The sequence below is a fragment of the Tessaracoccus sp. MC1865 genome, assembly GCF_017815535.1.
GTDB lineage: Bacteria > Actinomycetota > Actinomycetes > Propionibacteriales > Propionibacteriaceae > Arachnia.
Window position 1 is genome coordinate 1552699 of sequence record NZ_CP072596.1, and the last position, 19257, is coordinate 1571955.

Here is a 19257-nt window from a genome sequence, read left to right on the forward strand (position 1 = left end):
AGGCTGGGGGCCGATGAACGAGATCCTGCCCCGTACGAAGCTCTGGGCGCACACGATGCGCGGCCACGGCGATGACGTGATCACCGCGCACCGCTCGTCGTCGGCCCGCATCAGCCCCCGGCCGGCGCGTGAGCGTGCCCAGCGGGAAGAGCTGGAACGCGCGCTGTATGTGCCGGAGGCGACCTTCGCGTCCGGCGCCGGTCACCGCGCCCGCGAGGAGGCGCCGGACCGGATGCGCACCTGTTTCGAGCGCGACCGCGACCGCATCGTGCATTCAGCCGCCTTCCGCAGGCTGGCGGGAAAGACGCAGGTGGTGGTCTACCCGACGGATCACCAGCGCACGCGCCTCACGCACGCCATCGAGGTGGCTCAGTGCGCCATCGCCATGGCCCGCGGGATCGGCGTCAACGTGACGTTGACGGACGCGATCGCGCTCGGCCACGACTGTGGGCACGGGCCGGGGGGACACGCCTCAGAGGACGCCTTCGACGAGTTCATCGCCACCGGCTACGACCACGGGCCCTGGGGCGCCGACGTGGTGCTCGAACCCCTCAACCTGACGTTGGAGACCCTCGACGGCATCCGTAACCATTCCTGGTCCCGCCCTGCGCCCTCCACCATCGAGGGGGAGATCGTCAGTTGGGCCGACCGGATCGCCTACTGCGCCCACGATCTCGAGGACGCCGTATACGCGGGCATCGTCGACCTGGCGGACCTGCCTCCCGTGATCCGTGACGTGGTGGGCACCACCCGCCGCGAGCAACTGGCCACGTTCATCAACGCGGTGATCGACACCACGGGCGAGACCGGCACCGTCGGCATGGATGCGACGACGGCCGAGGCCCTCGCCGAACTGCGGCGGTTCAACTACGAACGGATCTACACGCGCCCCGAATCCGTGGCGCAGTCCAGCACGGTCGTGGCCGCGTTGCGCGACCTCGTGAATTTCTACCTGGAGAACCCGCGGGCGTTGCCTCAGGAGTACCACGGCGACGACCTCGTGCGCGGCGCCGTCGCCTACGTGGGCGGGATGACGGACCGGTTCGCCTTCGAGCAGGCGCAGCGTCGCCTCGGCTGGGACCCGTCCAGGTTGCCCCGGGGCATCGGCCGCGGAGCCTGACCCGCTCGCCGTCCGGTCACGCGTGCAGCTTGGCGGCGAGGTCGGGCGGCAGGAGCCACGTCTTGGTCGACAGCCAGCGTGCCGCCACCGCCGTGCACACCTGGCCGGCGTTGATGCCCACGAGCACCAGCAACTGGGCCGAGGCCGCGTCCCAGGCGGACCCGCCGCCGAGCAGCACGCCGATGTAGGCGCCGGGCAGGGTGACCAGTCCCACCGTGCGGGTCTGGTCCAGCGAGGGGATGAGCGCCTCATGGAGCGTGGGGGAGACCACGTTGCGGATGGCCCTTCCCCGTTCCACGCCGAGCGCCAGCCAGGCCTCGTACTCGTCGTAGCGGTTGCGCAGCTCGGCGAAGTTGCGGCGGCCCGCCAGCGTGTGCGCGGTCATCATGTTGCCGACCATGATCCCCGCGATCGGCACGATCGACGGGCCGGTCAGGGGTGCCGTGCCGGTGGCGAAGATGATCGTCAGGACGGGCACCGCGCCCGCAGCCATTGCGAAGGCCACGGCCAGGTACCCCCGGAGCCCCTTGATGTCGGTGCGTTGCGCCGTGGTGAGGACGCCGACGATGAACATGATGAACACGAAGGCGAAGGCCAGCGCCCAGTGCGAGAGTGCGAAGCCGACGAGGAACGAGACCAGCAGCAGCTGCACCGCGGCGCGCATGGCGACCCACGGAATGGTCCGCCACACGGACACTCGGCCCCACAGCGCCACCCCGGCTCCCAGCGCCACGAGCAGCACCAGGCCGATGGCCAAGGGCCAGCCGATTGCGATCTCCATCCAGCCTCCGATCCACCCGAACTCTATCGCTGCCGGGTTGCGGCTAGAGTTGCGGAGTGGCTGGCCGGATCAACGAGGAGGACATCGCGACCGTCCGGGAACGGGCTCGGATCGACGATGTGATTCGCGACTACGTCATGCTTCGCAACGCCGGCTCCGGTTCCTTCAAGGGCCTGTGCCCCTTCCACGACGAGAAGACCCCCAGCTTCACCGTCACACCGGCACGTGGCTTCTACTACTGCTTCGGCTGCGGCGAGGGCGGCGACGTCATCAACTTCCTGATGCGCCAGCAGAACCTCGGGTTCCAGGAATCCGTCCAGATGCTCGCAGACCGCTTCGGCGTCGACCTCCGCATCGAGGACGACGGCGTCCCGGGCCAGCCGCCCGGTCTCCGCAAGCGGGTGCTCGAGGCCAACGAGGCCGCGCAGGAGTTCTTCGCGGACCAGTTGGAGTCGGCAGAAGCGGTGGAGGCCCGCCGCTTCCTGCACGGCCGCGACTTCGACCGCGCCGTCGCCCAGCGCTTCACCGTCGGCTACGCCCCTCGGCACGGCTGGGCGTTGCACCAGACCCTCAAGGCCAAGGGCTTCACCGACGACGTGCTGAAGACCGCGGGTCTGATCCGCGACGGGGGCCGGGACTTCTTCACCGGTCGCGTCCTCTGGCCCATCCGCGATTCCGCCCAGGCCGTGCTCGGCTTCGGTGCCCGGCGCATCTACGACGACGACCGGCTGCCGGCCAAGTACATCAACACCCCGGAGTCGCCGGTCTACAAGAAGTCGCACGTCCTGTACGGCCTCGACCTGGCGCGCCGCGAGATCGGCCGCAAACAGCAGGCTGTGATCGTCGAGGGCTACACCGACGTGATGGCCGCCCACCTGGCCGGCGTGGAGACCGCCATCGCCTCGTGCGGTACGGCCTTCGGCGACGACCACGCGCGCCTGCTGCAGCGGCTGATGGGTACGCAGGGCGGCCTGCACGGCGAGGTCATCTTCACCTTCGACGGCGACAAGGCGGGCCAGGCGGCTGCGCTCAAGGTCTTCAAGGGCGACCAGAACTTCATCTCCCAGACCTACGTCGCCGTCGAACCCACCGGCCTCGACCCCTGCGACCTGCGGCTGCAGCAGGGCGAGGCGGCCGTCCGCGAGCTCGTGGCGCGACGCATCCCGCTGTACCAGTTCGTGATGAACAACATCGCGAAGAGCTACGACCTCGACAGGGCCGACGGCAGGCTAGCGGCGGCACGGGAAGGCGCCGAACTCGTCAGCGCGATCCGAGACCAGTCGCTGGTCAACCAGTACCTGCGGGAGCTGGCCGGCGTGCTGGGCATGGACGTCGACGACGTGCGCCGCGAAGCGGGCCGCTTCGGCCGCCGGAACGCAGGTGCGCCGGTTGAACCGCCGCCGCCCCCGGCGCCGGAGGAGCGGGCGGCCGAGCCTGGGTGGCCCAACCCGAACGACCCGCATCTGCGTCTCGAACGCGATTCGCTGAAGCTGATGCTGCAACACCCCGTCACTTTCGACACCGCCTGGAACTCCGTGGTGGAGGAGGACTTCACGCACCCTGGTTACCGCGCCGTCTTCCGGCTGTTGTCCGGGGTGGAGTACGGGGAGAACTGGTCAGACCGCGTCCGCGCCGCGGCCCCCAACGAACTGGTGGCCCAACTGGTGGTCGCGCTGCTCGTGGAGCCCCTGTTCCGGGAACCCGACGAAAGTTATTCACTCGCGCACACAGCGCAGTTGCAGCTCACCCGGGTGACTCGCGAGATTGCCGACGTGAAGTCCAAGTTGCAGCGGACAGACCCGGTCAAGGACCCGACGGGGCACCGGTCGCAGTTCGCCCATCTGACCCAGTTGGAGATGAAACGCAAACAACTACAGCATGTAGGACTAGCCTGACGGGAAGTGGCTGCAGGGAAATTCTTGCAATCGCTCAACGCATGTGCGTATTATCTTGACGTCGAGACAACGTGGTCCCGCCGACCTTCAGGAGAATGATGTCCCAAGGCCGAACAACCGAATTCCCCCCGCTCCAGAACAACAGCCGCGAGGTCTTCCTCGAGGTGGCCCGCTCTCAGCGGTTCCAGCAGCTGCGCTCGCGCTTCCGGAACTTCGCCTTCCCGATGACCATCGCCGGGTTGGCCTCGTACTTCACCTTCGTGGTGCTGTCCATCTTCGCCGTCGACTTCATGTCCTCGCCGTTCCTCGGCCTCGAGGGCGTCAACGTCGGGTTGGTGATCGGCTTCTTCCAGTTCGCCCTCGTGTGGGTCTGGACGGCCATCTACGTCAACTACGCCAACACGAAGCTGGACCCGGTCTCGGCTGAGCTCAAGCAGGAACTCATCGAGAAGGGGGCGGTGTGATGCTGCTCGAGACCCAGTACGGCAACCCCTGGATCAACATCGCCGTGTTCGCCGTTTTCGTCCTGGCGACGCTCACCGTCGTCATCGTCGTCAGCCGCCAGAAGACCAAGGCGACCGACTTCTACACCGGCGGCGCCAAGTTCTCCGGCCGGCAGAACGGACTCGCCATCACAGGCGACTACCTCTCGGCCGCGGCCTTCCTCGGCGTGACCGGAGCCATCGCGCTCTACGGTTACGACGGCTTCCTGTATTCGGTGGGCTTCTTCGTCGCGCTGCTCCTGGCGCTGTACCTCGTGGCAGAGCCGATGCGCAACACGGGCAAGTACACCATGGCCGACGTGCTCAGCTTCCGCATGGAACAGAAGCCCATCCGGACCGCCGCCGCCACGTCCACCCTGATCATCTCGCTGGTCTACCTGCTGGCGCAGATGGCCGGCGCGGGTGGCCTCGTGGCGCTGCTGCTGGGGGTCACCGACAAGTCGATGCAGGGCGTCGTCATCGGTCTGGTGGGCGTGCTCATGGTCGGATACGTGCTGATCGGCGGGATGAAGGGCACCACCTGGGTGCAGATGATCAAGGCGGTGCTGCTGGTCACGGGCGCGGCCGTCATGACCTTCCTGGTGCTCATGGGCGACGGGTTCAACTTCGACAAGCTGGCCATGGCGGCAGACGCGGCGGCCAACAACGACCTGCTCGCGCCCATGCAGCAGTACGGCACGTCCATCTGGACCAAGCTGTCGTTCCTGTCGCTGTCCATCGCGCTGATCGCCGGCCCCTCGGGCCTGCCGCACGTGCTGATGCGCTTCTACACCGTGCCGACGGCGAAGGAGGCCCGCCGCTCGGCGGTCTGGGCCATCATCCTGGTGGGCATCTTCTTCCTGTTCACCCTCGTCCTCGGACTCGGCGCGGCCAAGCTCGTGGGGCAGGACGCGATCATGGCCGCCCCCGGCGCCCAGAACTCCGCGGCCCCGTTGCTGGCGCTCAACCTCGGTGGTGAGGTCTTCATGGGCATCATCTCCGGCGTGGCCTTCGCCACCATCCTCGCGGTGGTCGCGGGGCTCACCATCACGGCGTCCGCGTCGTTCGCCCACGATGTGTACAACAACATCATCAAGGACGGCAAGGCTGATCCCGCCCAGGAGGTGAAGGTCGCGCGCTACACCTCCGTGGTGGTGGGCTTCCTCGCCATCCTCGGTGGCATCGTCGCCAACGGCCAGAACATCGCCTTCCTCATCTCGCTGGCGTTCGCCGTGGCGGCCTCCGCGAACCTGCCGTCGATCCTGTACACCCTGTACTGGAAGCGGTTCAACACTCGCGGGTCCGTCTGGTCGATCTACACGGGACTCATCTCCGCGACCGTGCTGATCGTCTTCTCCCCGGCCATCTCCGGCTCCAAGACGGCGATGCTGGGGGAGGCGATCGACTTCGCCTGGTTCCCGCTGACGAACCCTGCTCTGGTCAGCGTGCCGCTGGCCTTCCTGGCGGGCTATCTGGGCACGATCTCGTCGCCCACACGCGGTGACGACGAGTTCGCCATCGAGATGGAGGTCCGCTCCATGACCGGCGCCGGTGCCGGCGAGGCCATCTCGCACTGAGGCCACGCCCTCACCCGACGGCGGCGGCCGCCTCACTGTAGGCGGCCGCCGCCGTCGTGCGTTCCCCGGCCAAGAGGAGGCGGGCGGCCTCCAGCGCCTCCCGCTCCCACCGGCTGACCGTGGAGGGGGAGGCCTGCATGATCTGCGCAATCTCCGCCAGCGTGCGGGCCTGCCCCGTGAGCCCGAAGCGCAACTGCAGGAGCCGGCGATGCCGGGGCACCAGGAGGGCCAGGAAATCCAGGCCCTGCCCGTGGCCCGGCTCGTAGCTCAGGTGCGCAAGCCCGGTGCTTTCCAGCGCGACGTCGAGACTGACGTGCCGGATGCGACCCCTGCGGGCGGCGGTGGGGGACAGGCCCATCGCGGTCACGACGGTGTCCACAGCGGATTCGGAGTCGTCAAGCCCACGGGCGTCCATGGCACGGATCGCCATGCGCGCGGCCCGTCTGTCCGCCCGGCTGACGGTGGGCCGGCCGATCCAATGGCGGCCGCCGTCGGCCAGCTCCCGCATGAGGTACTCGTGGACGAAGGTGGAGAACCTGATCCCGCGGGCGTGGTCGTAGCGGCGGATCGCCTCGCCCACCGCCACGCAACCGTCCTGGAACAGTTCGTCCTCGGGCAGGCCGGACAGATAGGCGGTACGACGGGCGTATTTGAGGGCCATCCGGATCCCCACCCACGCGAACCGTTCGGCGGCCCGCCGCCCCAGCGCCACCACCGCCGGCAGCCGGGGATCACGCCTGCCCTCCGCGATCAGGTGGTGCGCATACAGGCCGGCCTCGACGGCCCTGGCCAGCTGGGCGTCCTCGCCCGTGGCGAGCATGACATGGGGGAGATCGAGCTCTGGGATCTTCATGTCGCCCACCCTGCCGAGCAGGCGGGCCGCGGTGGCGATCGGGGAGGGGGATGTGGACAACGCGCAACGGACAACACTTCTTTTCCACAGGGCACAATGGGCCCATGGCGTTCTTCAAGCGGCCCACCCGCGTCGACTTCTCAGGCCTTGCGGCCGTCCTGGGCAGGCAGCCCCACGTCCTGGCCCACGGCATCGGCGACGGCGACGTCGTCCTCGCGATCACGCGGGAGGAACTGGCGCTGCGCCGCGAGGGGCAGTGGCAGGTGTGGCGGTGGGAACTGGTGGCGGGCGGCTCCTGGAACGGCGAGTCGGGCACGTTCACATGGCGCACGATGGACGGCGAACGCTTCGAGGCGGCGCTGACCGAGGAGAACCGCGTGCCGGAGGCCTTCCGGGAGCGGGTGCTGGCGTCGACGCTGGTCCAGTCCGTGGTGGACGCCAGGCCGCGCGGGCAGGTACAGGTCGTCGGCCGGCGCAGCCTTTCCGCTGACCCGCAGACGCACTGGTACGCGGTGCCCTCGGGCGGTGCGGACCTGAACGACCCGGTCACCCGCGAGGCCGTGGTGGCAGAGACGGACAGGCTGCGCACCGAGTACTTCTAGCCGCTGAGGGGCGGCGGCGGGCTCTTTTCGTTTCGGTCGCGTTACAAGCTTTTTAAGCTCTTTCGTATGGTGCTGGATTGCGTTGCGCCGGATCAGCGGCGGACTTACTGTTCTTTCCGGCCACCGGGCACCTGGTGGTGTCACGCCCTGAATCCAGGAGGATCCGCCATGACGAGACGTGTGTTCCCACAGCGCGAGAAGGTCGGCCTCTACGATCCGGTCAACGAGCACGACGCGTGCGGCGTGGCCTTCGTGGCCCATCTCGACGGGGTGGCGTGCCACGACATCGTCGCGAAGGGCCTGGAAGCACTCCGGAACCTGGACCACCGCGGCGCGACCGGTGCCGACACGGCGGCGGGCGACGGCGCCGGCATCCTCATCCAGGTGCCGGACGCGTTCCTGCGCGGCGTGCTCGACGTCAAGCTGCCCGACGCGGGGGAGTACGCCGTCGGCCTGGCGTTCCTGCCCACCGACGAGGCGGAGCGTGCCGCCGCCAAGGAGGCCATCGGGGCCATCGCCGAGGAGGTGGACCTCGACGTGCTCGCCTGGCGCGAGGTGCCCGTCGACACCCACACGTTGTCGCCCATCTCTGTGGGCGCGATGCCGCACTTCGAGCAGTTGGTGGTCGCGGGCCGGGAAGACCAGTCGGGCATCGACCTCGACAGGTTCACGTTCGTCCTGCGCCGTCGCGTGCAGCACGAGGTGGGCGTCTACTTCGCGTCGCTGTCGTCGCGCACGCTCGTTTACAAGGGCATGCTGACCACGGACCAACTCGAAGAGGTCTTCCCCGAGTTGCACGACGACCGGGTCGCTTCGGCGCTGGCGCTGGTGCACTCACGCTTCTCCACCAACACCTTCCCCGCCTGGGAACTGGCCCATCCCTACCGGATGATCGCCCACAACGGCGAGATCAACACCGTCCGCGGCAACCGCAACTGGATGCGGGCCCGCGAAGCCCTCCTCACCAGCGACAAGATCCCCGGCTCGCTGTCCAGGCTGTTTCCGATCTGCACCCCCGAAGGCTCCGACTCCGCCTCCTTCGACGAGGTGCTGGAACTCCTGCACCTGGGCGGCCGGTCACTGCCGCACGCCGTCCTCATGATGATTCCCGAGGCCTGGGAGTCGCACGCGGAGATGGACCCGGACCGCCGCGCGTTCTACGAGTTCCACTCCATGATCATGGAGCCCTGGGACGGCCCCGCCTGTATGACCTTCACCGACGGCTCCGTCATCGGCGCGTGCCTCGACCGCAACGGGCTGCGCCCCGGCCGGTACTGGGAGACCCGCGACGGGCTGGTCGTCTTCGCCTCGGAGGCCGGCGTGTTGCCCATCGCGCACGCCGACGTGGTGCGCAAGGGCCGGCTGCAGCCGGGCCGCATGCTGCTCGTGGACCTGGACCGGCACGCCATCGTCTCCGACGACGACGTGAAGGGCGCGCTCGCCGCCGAGCACCCCTACCGCCAGTGGGTGGCCGATAACAAGATCGAGCTCGACAAGCTGCCGAGCCGCGCGCACATCGTGCACTCGCACGCCTCCGTCACGCGCCGACAGCAGGTGTTCGGCTACTCCCACGAGGAACTGCGCTCGATCATCGCTCCCATGGCGAACACCGGCGTCGAGGCGATCGGCTCGATGGGCACCGACGCGCCCATCGCGGTGCTCAGCCGACGGCCCCGGCTGATCTTCGACTACTTCAAGCAACTCTTCGCCCAGGTCACCAACCCGCCGCTCGACGCGATCCGCGAGGAGCTGGTCACCTCCCTCACGGCGAAGATCGGACCCGAGCGCAACCTGCTCGAGCCCGTGCCGGCGGCCGCCCGCATGATCATCATGAACCGGCCCATCCTCGACTCGGAGCAGCTGGCCAAGATCGTGCGCCTGGGCCGAGACGGCGACCTCCCCGGCTACGCCACCCACGTCGTGCACGGGCTCTACAAGGTGACCGGCGGTGGCCGCGCGCTGGCCCGCAAGCTGGAGGAGATCTGCGACGAGGTGTCCGCAGCCATCCGCGGCGGCGCCCGCGCCATCGTCCTGTCGGACCGCCATTCGACGGCGGAACTGGCGCCCATCCCGTCGCTGCTGCTGACCGCGGCCGTCCACCACCACCTCGTCCGCGAGAAGACCCGCACCCAGGTGGGGCTCGTGGTCGAGGCCGGCGACGTGCGCGAGGTGCACCACGTTGCGCTGCTGCTCGGCTACGGCGCCGCGGCGGTCAACCCGTACCTCGTCTTCGAAACGGCCGAAGACCTCGCGCGCCGCGAGATCTACGTCGACGTCAGCCCCGAGAAGGCCATCGCCAACGTGGCCAAGGCCCTCTCCAAGGGCGTGCTCAAGGTGATGAGCAAGATGGGCGTGAGCACCATCGCCTCCTACACCGGCGCGCAGATCTTCGAATGCGTCGGCCTCAGCGAGCAGGTCGTCGAGCGGTACTTCACCGGCACCACCAGCCGCCTCGGCGGGTTGGGGCTGGACGAGGTCGCCGATGAGATCATGGCCCGCCACCAGCTGGGCTACCCGGCCGACGGCATCCCCCTGGCCCACCGCGACCTGCTCGTGGGCGGCGAATACCAGTGGCGCCGCGAGGGCGAACCCCACCTGTTCGACCCGGAGACGGTCTTCCGCCTCCAGCACTCGACGCAGTCCGGCGACTACAACGCGTTCAAGAAGTACTCGGCGCTCGTCAACGACAACTCCGCACGCATCATGACGCTGCGCTCGCTCATGGAGTTCACCGGTACCGAGCCGATCAGCATCGACGAGGTGGAGCCGGTCAGCTCGATCGTGAAGCGGTTCTCCACCGGCGCGATGAGCTACGGCTCGATCTCGATGGAGGCCCACCAGACCCTCGCCGTCGCGATGAACCGGCTGGGCGCGAAGTCCAACACCGGCGAGGGCGGCGAGGACCCGGAGCGGCTGCACGACCCGCTGCGCCGCTCCGCGATCAAGCAGGTCGCCTCCGGCCGCTTCGGCGTCACCTCCGAGTACCTCACCTACGCCGACGACATCCAGATCAAGATGGCGCAGGGCGCCAAGCCCGGCGAAGGTGGCCAGCTGCCCGGCAACAAGGTCTATCCCTGGGTGGCCCGCACGCGGCACTCGACGCCGGGCGTCGGCCTCATCTCGCCGCCGCCGCACCACGACATCTACTCGATCGAGGACCTCAAGCAGCTCATCCACGACCTGAAGTGCGCCAACCCGTCGGCCCGTATCCACGTGAAGCTCGTCTCCGAGATCGGCGTGGGCACGGTGGCCGCCGGTGTCAGCAAGGCCAAGGCCGACGTCGTGCTCATCTCGGGCCACGACGGCGGCACGGGAGCGGCCCCGCTCACGTCGGTCAAGCATGCCGGCGCACCGTGGGAGCTCGGCCTCGCCGAGACACAGCAGACGCTGCTCCTCAACGGCCTGCGGGACCGCATCGTCGTGCAGTGCGACGGCCAGCTCAAGACCGGCCGGGACGTGCTCGTGGCCGCGCTGCTGGGCGCCGAGGAGTTCGGCTTCGCCACCGCGCCCCTGGTGGTGTCCGGCTGCGTCATGATGCGCGTCTGCCACAAGGACACCTGCCCCGTGGGCGTGGCGACGCAGAACCCCGAACTGCGCGGGAAGTTCCACGGCGACCCTGACCATGTCGTCAACTTCTTCGAGTTCATCGCTCAGGAGGTGCGCGAACTGCTCGCGTCGCTGGGCCTGCGCTCGATCGAGGAGGCGGTTGGCCGCGTCGACCTGCTCGACGTCAGCCGTGCCGTCGGGCACTGGAAGACACAGGGCCTTGACCTGTCGCCCATCCTCGCGCAGATCGACGTGCCCGAGGGCACCCGCCGCTACCGCACCGTCGAGCAGGACCACGGCCTCGATGCCAAGCTGGATGTGGAACTGATCCGCCTGGCGGAACCGGCCCTCACCCACGGGGAACTGGTGCGCCACACGCTGCCGGTGCGCAACGTGGACCGGACGGTGGGCACCATGCTGGGCCACCACGTCACGCGGGTCACGGACGGCGTCGGTCTGGAGCCGGGCACCATCGACTTCACCCTCACCGGCACCGGTGGCCAGAGCTTCGGGGCGTTCCTGCCCCGGGGGGTCACCCTGCGTCTCATCGGCGACTCCAACGACTACTTCGGCAAGGGCCTGTCCGGCGGTCGTCTGATCGTCACCCCGCCGTCGGAGGTGTCGTTCGACCCGGCTGACCAGATCGTCGCCGGCAACGTGATCGGCTACGGCGCCACGTCCGGGCAGCTGTTCCTGCGGGGCCGGGTGGGCGAGCGCTTCTGCGTGCGCAACTCCGGGGCCAGCGCCGTCGTCGAGGGCGTGGGCGACCACGGCTGCGAATACATGACCGGCGGTGAGGTGCTGGTGCTCGGCCCCACCGGGCGCAACTTCGCCGCAGGCATGTCCGGCGGTGTCGCCTGGGTGCTCGACCTCAACCCGCTCCGGCTCAACACCGAGCTGGTCGACCCCGCCCCGCTCAGCCACGCCGACCTCGCCCGGATCCGCGCGCTCATGGAGGAACACCGCCAGGAGACCGGCTCCACCGTCGCCGACGCGCTGCTCGCGCTGAGCGACGACGGGTTGAGCCGCCGCTTCACCAAGCTGGAACCGCGCGACTACGCACGCATCATGGCCGTCCAGGCGCAATCCCTGGCCGACGGCCTCGACGAGAACCAGACCACCGAGCTGATGATGGAGGCCGCACATGGCTGATCCCAAGGGTTTCATGACCACTCCGCGCGAGGTCGCCGCCCGCCGCCCCGTCGAGGAGCGCGTGCACGATTGGAAAGAGGTCTACCCCGGTACGCCCGGGCGCGCGCTGCTGCCCATCATCACCAAGCAGGCCGGCCGGTGCATGGACTGCGGCATCCCGTTCTGCCACAACGGGTGCCCGTTGGGCAACCTCATCCCCGAGTGGAACGACCTGGTGTGGCGCGACGAGTGGCAGCCGGCGCTGGAGCGTCTGCACGCCACGAACAACTTCCCGGAGTTCACCGGGCGGCTGTGTCCCGCGCCCTGCGAAACGGCCTGTGTGGTGGGCATCAACCGCGACGCCGTGACGATCAAGAACGTCGAGGTCGCGATCATCGACAAGGCGTGGGACGACTCGCGCGTCGTGCCGCAGCAGCCCGAGTGGCACACCGCCAAGACGGTCGCCGTCGTCGGCTCGGGGCCCGCGGGTCTGGCGGCCGCTCAGCAGCTGACCAGGGCCGGGCACACCGTCGTCGTGTACGAGCGGGCCGACGCCATCGGCGGGCTGCTGCGCTACGGGATTCCGGAGTTCAAGCTGGAGAAGTCGGTGGTCACCCGCCGCCTGAAGCAGATGGTGCTCGAGGGTACGCAGTTCAAGACCGGCGTTGAGATCGGCGTCGACATCACCGGCGCGGAGCTCCGGGAGCAGTACGAGGCCGTGGTCCTGGCCATCGGGGCCACCGCGGCCCGCGACCTGCCCGTGCCCGGCCGCGAACTGGCCGGCATCCACCAGGCGATGGAGTTCCTGCCGCAGGCCAACCGGGCCGCGCTGGGCGAGAGCGTCGATGGCCAGATCACGGCGGAGGGCCGCGACGTCGTCATCATCGGCGGCGGCGACACCGGAGCGGACTGCCTCGGCACCTCCATCCGCCAGGGGGCGCGCTCCATCACCCAGCTGGAGATCATGCCGATGCCGCCGGAGGTCCGGCCCGCCGGCCAGCCCTGGCCGACGTATCCCATGACCTTCAAGGTCTCGTCGGCGCACGAGGAGGGCGGCGACCGCATGTACGCCGTCTCCACCCTGCAGTTCGTCGGCGACGACGACGGCCGGGTCGCAGGGCTGGACATCGTCGAGGTGCGCTTCGACGCCGGCCGCTTCGAACCCGTCGAGGGGACTGAACGGCACATCCCCGCTCAGCTCGTGCTGCTGGCCATGGGCTTCACCGGCCCGGAGCAGACGGGCCTGGTGCAGGAACTCGGCCTGGAGCTCGACCCGCGCGGCAACATCCTGCGCGACGAGGACTTCGCTACGAACGTGCCCGGCGTTTTCGCCTGTGGCGACGCCGGCCGTGGCCAGTCGCTGATCGTCTGGGCGATCGCCGAGGGCCGCTCCTGCGCCATGGGCGTCGACCAGTACCTGAGTGGCTCGTCCAAGCTTCCCAGGCCCATCGGACCGGAGGTGCGGCAACTCCTCGTGTGACCGGCGAGTAGCCTGACCCGTGTGCTCGACCTCCTCACCTCCTCACCGCTCCTGACGATCATGCTCGTGGTGGCGCTCGGCGCCGCCGTCGGCATGATCCCGTTCGGGCCGTTGCGGTTCGGGGCGGCGGGGGCGCTGTTCGTCGGCCTGTTCTTCGGCGCGCTCGAACCGGCGCTGGGGGAGGGCCTGGGCCTGGTGTCGACGCTCGGCCTGGCGCTGTTCGTCTACACGGTGGGCGTCGCCGCCGGCGAGACGTTCTTCGCCGACCTGCGCAAGCAACTTCCGTTCATGGGTCTGGCGGTGGGCGTCATCGCCGTCGTGACGGTGGTGGCGATCCTGATGGGCGGCGCGCTCGGGCTGGGTCCCGGCATGATCGCCGGCGTGTTGGCCGGCGCGCTGACGTCGACCCCCGCCCTCGCCGCGGCGACGGACGCAACGGGCAGCGCGGAAGCCGCCGTGGGTTATTCGCTGGGGTACCCGGTGGGCGTGGTGCTGGCCATCATCGTGGTTGCGCTCGTCGTGAACCGGCGGTGGCCCGGACGCAAGGACGAGCCGTCTGCCAACGCGGAAGGCATCGTCGCTGAATCCGTGGAGGTGGACCGCACCGCGTCGCTGCGCCTGGTGCCGGGCTGGGCCGATGAGGCCATCAAGATGAGCTACCTGGTGCGCGACGGCCGCACCCGCGTCGTGTCGCCCGGCGAGGAACTGCTGCCCGGGGACCGCGTCCTCGTGGTGGGGGCGCCCAACGCGGTGGGCCGGGCGGTGGAGTTCCTCGGCACGCGGCTGGAGCAGGAACTCACCACGGACCGCGGCTCCGTGGACTTCCGCCGCTTCGTCGTCTCCTCGAACCACGTGGCCGGCCACGCGGTGGCGCAACTGAACCTCCCCAGCCGGTTCGGCGGGGTGATCACCAGAGTGCGCCGCGGCGACGCGGACCTGCTGGCGCGCGACGACCTCATCCTGCAACTGGGCGATCGGGTCCTCGCGGTGGGCCCCCAACGCGACCTCGACGCCATGGGCTCATTCTTCGGCGACTCCGAGCGCAAGGTCTCAGAGGTCGACGCGCTGGCGCTCGGCCTGGGTCTCGTGCTGGGCCTGCTGCTGGGGGCGGTCACCGTCCCGCTGCCCGGCGGGATCGACTTCTCGCTCGGCCCCGCGGCCGGCCCGCTCGTCGTGGGCATGATCCTGGGTGCCATGCACCGCACCGGCCCGCTGCTCTGGTCCATCCCGTTGTCGGTGAACCTGACCATCCGCCAACTCGGGCTGCTGCTGTTCCTCGCGACGGTGGGGCTCGCGTCCGGCCCCATGTTCGCCTCGCAGGCCCTCAGTGGCACGGGACTCCGCGCCGGAGCCCTGGCGGCCGCGGTGGTCATCGCCTCAGCTGTCGCATTCCTGGCCGGCGCCCGCACCATGGGGCTCTCGGCACCGCGGGCAGCAGGTGGTTTCGCCGGCTACATCGGCCAGCCGGCGATCCTGGCCTTCGCGAACGAGCGCGTGAACGACGACAGGGTCGAGGCGGGCTACGCGGCGCTGTTCGCGCTGGGCATTATCGCCAAGATCGTGGCGGTCCAGGTGCTCGCGGCACTGGTGGGCTGACCCGGCGGGCCGTCACCAGAATGGGGACCGGCGGTGGCAGGGTAAGCTGTGGAGCCGTTGGTCCGTAGTGGAGGTTGGTTGTCTGTGGCTGAGAATTTCGTTCACCTGCACTGCCACACGGAGTTCTCGATGCTCGACGGCGCGGCCCGCATCCACGACCTGTTCAGGGGCGCGGAGGAGATGGGCATGCCGGCCCTCGCCATGACGGACCACGGCAACCTCTACGGTGCCTACGAGTTCTACAAGGCCTCCAAGAACTACGATGTCAAGCCGATCATCGGCCTCGAGGCCTACCTGACGCCCCGCACCCACCGCTCTGAGCGCAAGCGTGTGCAGTTCGGCGACGGTACCGGTGACGACGTCGCGTCGAAGGGCGCCTACACCCACATGACGATGTGGGCCTCCAACAACGAGGGCATGCACAACCTCTTCAGGCTCTCCACCAGGAGCTCCCTCGAGGGCTTCTTCTATAAGCCGCGCGCAGACCGGGAACTGCTCCACCAGTACGGCACGGGCCTGCTGGCCACCACGGGGTGCCCGTCGGGCGAGGTGCAGACGTTCCTGCGGTTGGGGCAGTACGACAACGCCCGCGCAGCCGCCGCCGAGTTTCGCGACATCTTCGGGGAGGGCAACTTCTACGTCGAACTGATGGACCACGGCCTCGACATCGAGACCAGGGTCCGCAAGGACCTGCTGCGCCTGGCGAAGGACCTCTCCCTGCCGCTCGTGGCCACCAACGACCTCCACTACGTGCACGCCCACGATGCCGACGCCCACGACACCCTGCTCTGCGTCTCGGCCGGTTCGCGGAAGGCGGAGACCAGCCGCTTCAAGTTCGACGGCAACGGGTACTACCTCAAGTCCGCCGAGGAGATGCGCTCGCTGTTCCGGGAACTCCCGGAGGCGTGCGACAACACGCTCGCCATCGCGGAGCGGATCGAGACGAAGTTCGACGAGGGCATGGGCACCTACATGCCCCGGTACCCCGTCCCGGAGGGCGAAACCGAGGACTCTTGGTTCCACAAGGAGGTCGAACGCGGCCTCCAGGCGCGCTACCACGGCAACATCTCCCAGGAGGTGCGTGAACGCGCCGAGTTCGAGACCAGCATCATCGCCTCCATGGGCTTCACCGGCTACTTCCTCGTGGTGGCGGACTTCATCAACTGGGCCAAGAAGAACGGCATCCGGGTCGGCCCCGGCCGCGGCTCGGGTGCAGGTTCCATCTGCGCCTACGCCCTGCGCATCACAGATCTCTGCCCGCTGCAGCACGGCCTCCTGTTCGAACGGTTCCTGAACCCGGAACGCGTCTCCATGCCGGACTTCGACATCGACTTCGATGATCGCCGCCGCGGCGAGGTCATCCAGTACGTGTCGGAGAAGTACGGCAACGACAAGGTCGCCCAGATCATCACGTACGGCTCCATCAAGGCGAAGGCCGCGGTGAAGGACTCCGCACGCGTGCTCGACATGCCGTTCGCCATCGGCGAGCAGATCACCAAGGCCATGCCGGCAGACGTCATGGGCAAGGGCGTCTCGCTGGCGGACCTGTTCAACGAGCAGCACAAGCGCTACGCCGAGGGCAACGAGTTCCGCGAGCTGTACCAGTCGTCGCCGGACGTGCGCACAGTCGTCGACACGGCCAAGGGCCTGGAGGGGCTGAAGCGCCAGTGGGGCGTCCACGCCGCCGGCGTGATCATGAGTTCGCATTCGCTGATCGACATCATCCCGCTCATGAAGCGCGAGGCCGACGGTGCGATCATCACCCAGTTCGACTACCCGGGCTGCGAGTCCCTCGGCCTGATCAAGATGGACTTCCTGGGGTTGCGCAACCTCACCGTCCTCGACGACGCGGTGCGCAACATCAAGCTGAACCGCGACCTCGACCTCGACCTCGACGCGCTCGTCGAGGACATGACCGACAAGGCCGCCTACGACCTGCTGGCCAGCGGCGACACCCTGGGCATCTTCCAACTCGACGGCGGCGGCATGCGCACCCTGCTGCGCCTCATGCAGCCGGACCATTTCGAGGACATCTCCGCGGCCCTGGCCCTGTACCGGCCCGGGCCCATGGGCGCCCAGTCCCACACCAACTACGCCCTGCGCAAGACCGGCCAGCAGGAGATCGTCCCGATCCACCCGGAGCTCGAGGAACCACTCGCGGACATCCTCTCCACCACCTACGGCCTGATCGTCTACCAGGAGCAGGTCCAGCAGATCGCCCAGCGCGTCGCCGGTTACTCGCTGGGTAAGGCAGACCTGCTGCGCCGCGCCATGGGCAAGAAGAAGAAGGAGGTCCTCGACGCGGAGTTCGTGCCGTTCTCCGAGGGCATGCGGGCCAACGGCTTCTCCGACGGTGCCATCAAGGCGCTGTGGGAGATCCTGATCCCGTTCTCCGACTACGCCTTCAACAAGGCGCACACCGCGGCCTACGGCGTCATCTCCTACTGGACGGCCTACCTCAAGGCGAAGTACCCCGTCGAATACATGGCGGCGCTGCTCCAGTCGGTGCGCGACGACAAGGACAAGTCCGCCCAGTACCTCGCCGAATGCCGCCGCATGGGCATCGAGGTGCTGCCGCCGGACGTGAACTCCTCCGAGGTGATGTTCACGCCTGTGGGCGAGCACATCCGCTTCGGCCTGGGCGCCGTCCGCAACGTGGGCGACAAGGTGGTCACCGCCTGGGTGGAGGAGCGCAAGCGCCTCGGCCCCGCGTCGGACTTCCACGACTTCCTGGACAAGGCGCCGCTGCTGATCTGCAACAAGCGCGTGGTCGAATCGCTGATCAAGGCCGGTGCCTTCGACGAGATGGGCCACGCCCGCCGAGCGCTCATGAGCATCTATGAGAACGCCGTCGACGCGGTCATCGACCTCAAGCGCAACGCGGAGCACGGCCAGGACGGGTTCGACTTCGGTTTCGGTGCCGAGGTCGACGACACCAGCTCCGCGCTGCGCGACACGGTGCCGGAGATGGACGAGTGGGACCGCCGCACCAAGCTCGGCTTCGAGCGCGAGATGCTGGGCCTCTACGTGTCGGACCACCCGCTCAACGGGCTCGAGCACGTCCTGCAGGCCAACTCCGAGCGGTCGATCTCCTCGGTCGCCTCCCCGGACGGCTACCGCGGCCCCACCAAGGTGTGCGGCCTGATCACTTCGGTGGCCCGCCGCGTCAACAAGGCCGGCAACATCTGGGCCATCATCAGCGTGGAGGATCTCACCAGTTCGCTGGAGGTCACAGTCTTCCCGCGGGTCTATGACCAGGTGGCGCAGTACCTGGAGCCGGACACCATCATCGCCGTCAGCGGCGTGGCGGAGGACGGCGAGGACCGCGGCCGGATGCGGGCCCAGCAGATCATCACGCCGCACGTCAGCGCCGAAGGTAACGTCGGCCCGCTCGCCCTGTCGCTGCCGGCGGTGCGCTGCACCCCCGGCCTGGTGAACCGCCTGAAGGAGATCCTCGCCCTGTACCCCGGCGCGGCCGAGGTGCACCTCAGCCTCCGCACCGGCGACACCATCAAGACCTTCCGCCTCGGCGACGGTTACCGGGTGAACCTCACGTCTGCGCTGTTCGCAGACCTGAAGGCCGTCCTGGGCCCGGCGTGCGTCGGCATGGGACGGGGCGTTGATGTCTGACGGCCTCCTCGTCGTCACCCGGCGCAGCCAACTCGCCGAACTGTGGGACAACAGCTGGTGGCGCCTCATCGTCTTCGTCGCCGCGTCGGTGCTGGTCGGCGCCCTCGGAGGCCTTCTCTGGGCCGCCACCGCGCCCCGGCCCACGTACCAGATCCAGGAAGACCTCACCGCCCTGATCTCCGAGCGCGGCCAGGCGGCCATGATCGGCGCAGACGCCAGCTTCGTGCTGATCACCGGGATCATCGGGGCCGCCGTGGGCCTGGCGGGCTGGTTCGCCCTGTACCGCCGCGGGTGGCTCGTGATCGTCGGATCCGTCCTGGGCGCAGTCGCGGCCGCGCTCATGACGTGGCGCCTGGGGCTGGCCGTAGGCACCACCGGGTTCGCGCAGCGGCTGGCTTCGGCCTCGGCCGGCGACGTCGTCGCGGTGGACCTCCAACTACGGTCCCTGGCCGCCCTGATGGTGGCCCCCTTCACCGCGATCACCCCGGTCATGCTGCTCGCGGCGTTCTGGCCGGAGCCAGGGGATGAGCAGGAGTCCGAGGAGCCTGAGCCCACGCAGTAGGA

At 68.9% G+C, this 19257-nt stretch carries 12 protein-coding genes; 10 read left to right on the plus strand and 2 right to left on the minus strand.

Annotated features, from left to right (window positions below):
- Positions 1–13 precede the first annotated feature (13 nt).
- Positions 14–1120 (plus strand): HD domain-containing protein, encoded by a 1107-nt coding sequence (locus J7D54_RS07140; RefSeq protein WP_182764726.1) that lies wholly within the window; start codon positions 14–16, stop codon positions 1118–1120.
- 16 nt (positions 1121–1136) lie between these two features.
- On the opposite strand, the gene J7D54_RS07145 is transcribed toward J7D54_RS07140, so the two are convergent.
- Positions 1137–1901, minus strand: a complete 765-nt coding sequence (locus J7D54_RS07145) for an ABC transporter permease (protein ID WP_182764725.1) — start codon at positions 1899–1901, stop codon at positions 1137–1139.
- 56 nt (positions 1902–1957) lie between these two features.
- On the opposite strand from J7D54_RS07145, the gene dnaG reads away from it, so the two are divergent.
- The 3 genes from dnaG to J7D54_RS07160 all read left to right on the plus strand — a co-directional run bounded on the left by dnaG (position 1958) and on the right by J7D54_RS07160 (position 5855).
- Positions 1958–3796, plus strand: coding sequence for a DNA primase (gene dnaG / locus J7D54_RS07150; protein ID WP_182764724.1), 1839 nt, complete (start codon positions 1958–1960; stop codon positions 3794–3796).
- A gap of 98 nt (positions 3797–3894) precedes the next feature.
- Complete coding sequence (locus tag J7D54_RS07155) at positions 3895–4260, plus strand: DUF485 domain-containing protein (protein WP_182766461.1); 366 nt, start codon at positions 3895–3897, stop codon at positions 4258–4260.
- Positions 4260–5855, plus strand: a complete 1596-nt coding sequence (locus tag J7D54_RS07160) for a cation acetate symporter (protein ID WP_182764722.1) — start codon at positions 4260–4262, stop codon at positions 5853–5855. Before J7D54_RS07155 ends, J7D54_RS07160 begins: the two co-directional genes overlap by 1 nt.
- A 10-nt stretch (positions 5856–5865) precedes the next feature.
- Here the strand turns inward: J7D54_RS07160 and J7D54_RS07165 are convergent, their stop codons facing one another.
- Entirely contained in the window at positions 5866–6708 is an 843-nt protein-coding gene (locus tag J7D54_RS07165) for a sigma-70 family RNA polymerase sigma factor (protein WP_182764721.1), read from the minus strand.
- 104 nt (positions 6709–6812) lie between these two features.
- Here J7D54_RS07165 and J7D54_RS07170 point away from each other — a divergent pair, with 104 nt between their 5' ends.
- From J7D54_RS07170 to J7D54_RS07195, 6 genes are all read left to right on the plus strand, one after another.
- Positions 6813–7310: a hypothetical protein gene (locus tag J7D54_RS07170; protein ID WP_182764720.1), complete on the plus strand. Its 498-nt coding sequence runs from the start codon at positions 6813–6815 to the stop codon at positions 7308–7310.
- Positions 7311–7478: 168 nt separating this feature from the next.
- On the plus strand, positions 7479–12008 hold the full coding sequence (gltB, locus tag J7D54_RS07175; RefSeq protein WP_182764719.1) for a glutamate synthase large subunit: 4530 nt from the start codon (positions 7479–7481) through the stop codon (positions 12006–12008).
- On the plus strand, positions 12001–13467 hold the full coding sequence (locus tag J7D54_RS07180) for a glutamate synthase subunit beta (RefSeq protein ID WP_182764718.1): 1467 nt from the start codon (positions 12001–12003) through the stop codon (positions 13465–13467). The genes gltB and J7D54_RS07180 overlap by 8 nt, the downstream gene beginning before the upstream one ends.
- 12 nt (positions 13468–13479) lie before the next feature.
- The gene (locus tag J7D54_RS07185; RefSeq protein ID WP_209455263.1) at positions 13480–15063 is read left to right on the plus strand and encodes an aspartate:alanine exchanger family transporter; all 1584 of its coding nucleotides are present in this window, start codon (positions 13480–13482) and stop codon (positions 15061–15063) included.
- Between the two features lie 129 nt (positions 15064–15192).
- A complete protein-coding gene (dnaE, locus tag J7D54_RS07190) occupies positions 15193–18693 on the plus strand; it encodes a DNA polymerase III subunit alpha (RefSeq protein ID WP_245244222.1) in 3501 nt (1166 codons plus the stop codon).
- A complete protein-coding gene (locus J7D54_RS07195) occupies positions 18686–19255 on the plus strand; it encodes a hypothetical protein (protein ID WP_182764716.1) in 570 nt (189 codons plus the stop codon). Before dnaE ends, J7D54_RS07195 begins: the two co-directional genes overlap by 8 nt.
- Positions 19256–19257: the final 2 nt, after the last annotated feature.

Bases quoted from the DNA above. Each gene is read 5' to 3' on its own strand.
- J7D54_RS07140 (WP_182764726.1), top strand. From the start codon at position 14: ATGAACGAGATCCTGCCCCGTACGAAGCTCTGGGCGCACACGATGCGC.
- J7D54_RS07165 (WP_182764721.1), bottom strand. From the start codon at position 6,708: ATGAAGATCCCAGAGCTCGATCTCCCCCATGTCATGCTCGCCACGGGC.
- J7D54_RS07145 (WP_182764725.1), bottom strand. From the start codon at position 1,901: ATGGAGATCGCAATCGGCTGGCCCTTGGCCATCGGCCTGGTGCTGCTC.
- J7D54_RS07155 (WP_182766461.1), top strand. From the start codon at position 3,895: ATGTCCCAAGGCCGAACAACCGAATTCCCCCCGCTCCAGAACAACAGC.
- J7D54_RS07160 (WP_182764722.1), top strand. From the start codon at position 4,260: ATGCTGCTCGAGACCCAGTACGGCAACCCCTGGATCAACATCGCCGTG.
- J7D54_RS07195 (WP_182764716.1), top strand. From the start codon at position 18,686: ATGTCTGACGGCCTCCTCGTCGTCACCCGGCGCAGCCAACTCGCCGAA.
- J7D54_RS07170 (WP_182764720.1), top strand. From the start codon at position 6,813: ATGGCGTTCTTCAAGCGGCCCACCCGCGTCGACTTCTCAGGCCTTGCG.
- dnaE (WP_245244222.1), top strand. From the start codon at position 15,193: ATGCTCGACGGCGCGGCCCGCATCCACGACCTGTTCAGGGGCGCGGAG.
- J7D54_RS07180 (WP_182764718.1), top strand. From the start codon at position 12,001: ATGGCTGATCCCAAGGGTTTCATGACCACTCCGCGCGAGGTCGCCGCC.
- gltB (WP_182764719.1), top strand. From the start codon at position 7,479: ATGACGAGACGTGTGTTCCCACAGCGCGAGAAGGTCGGCCTCTACGAT.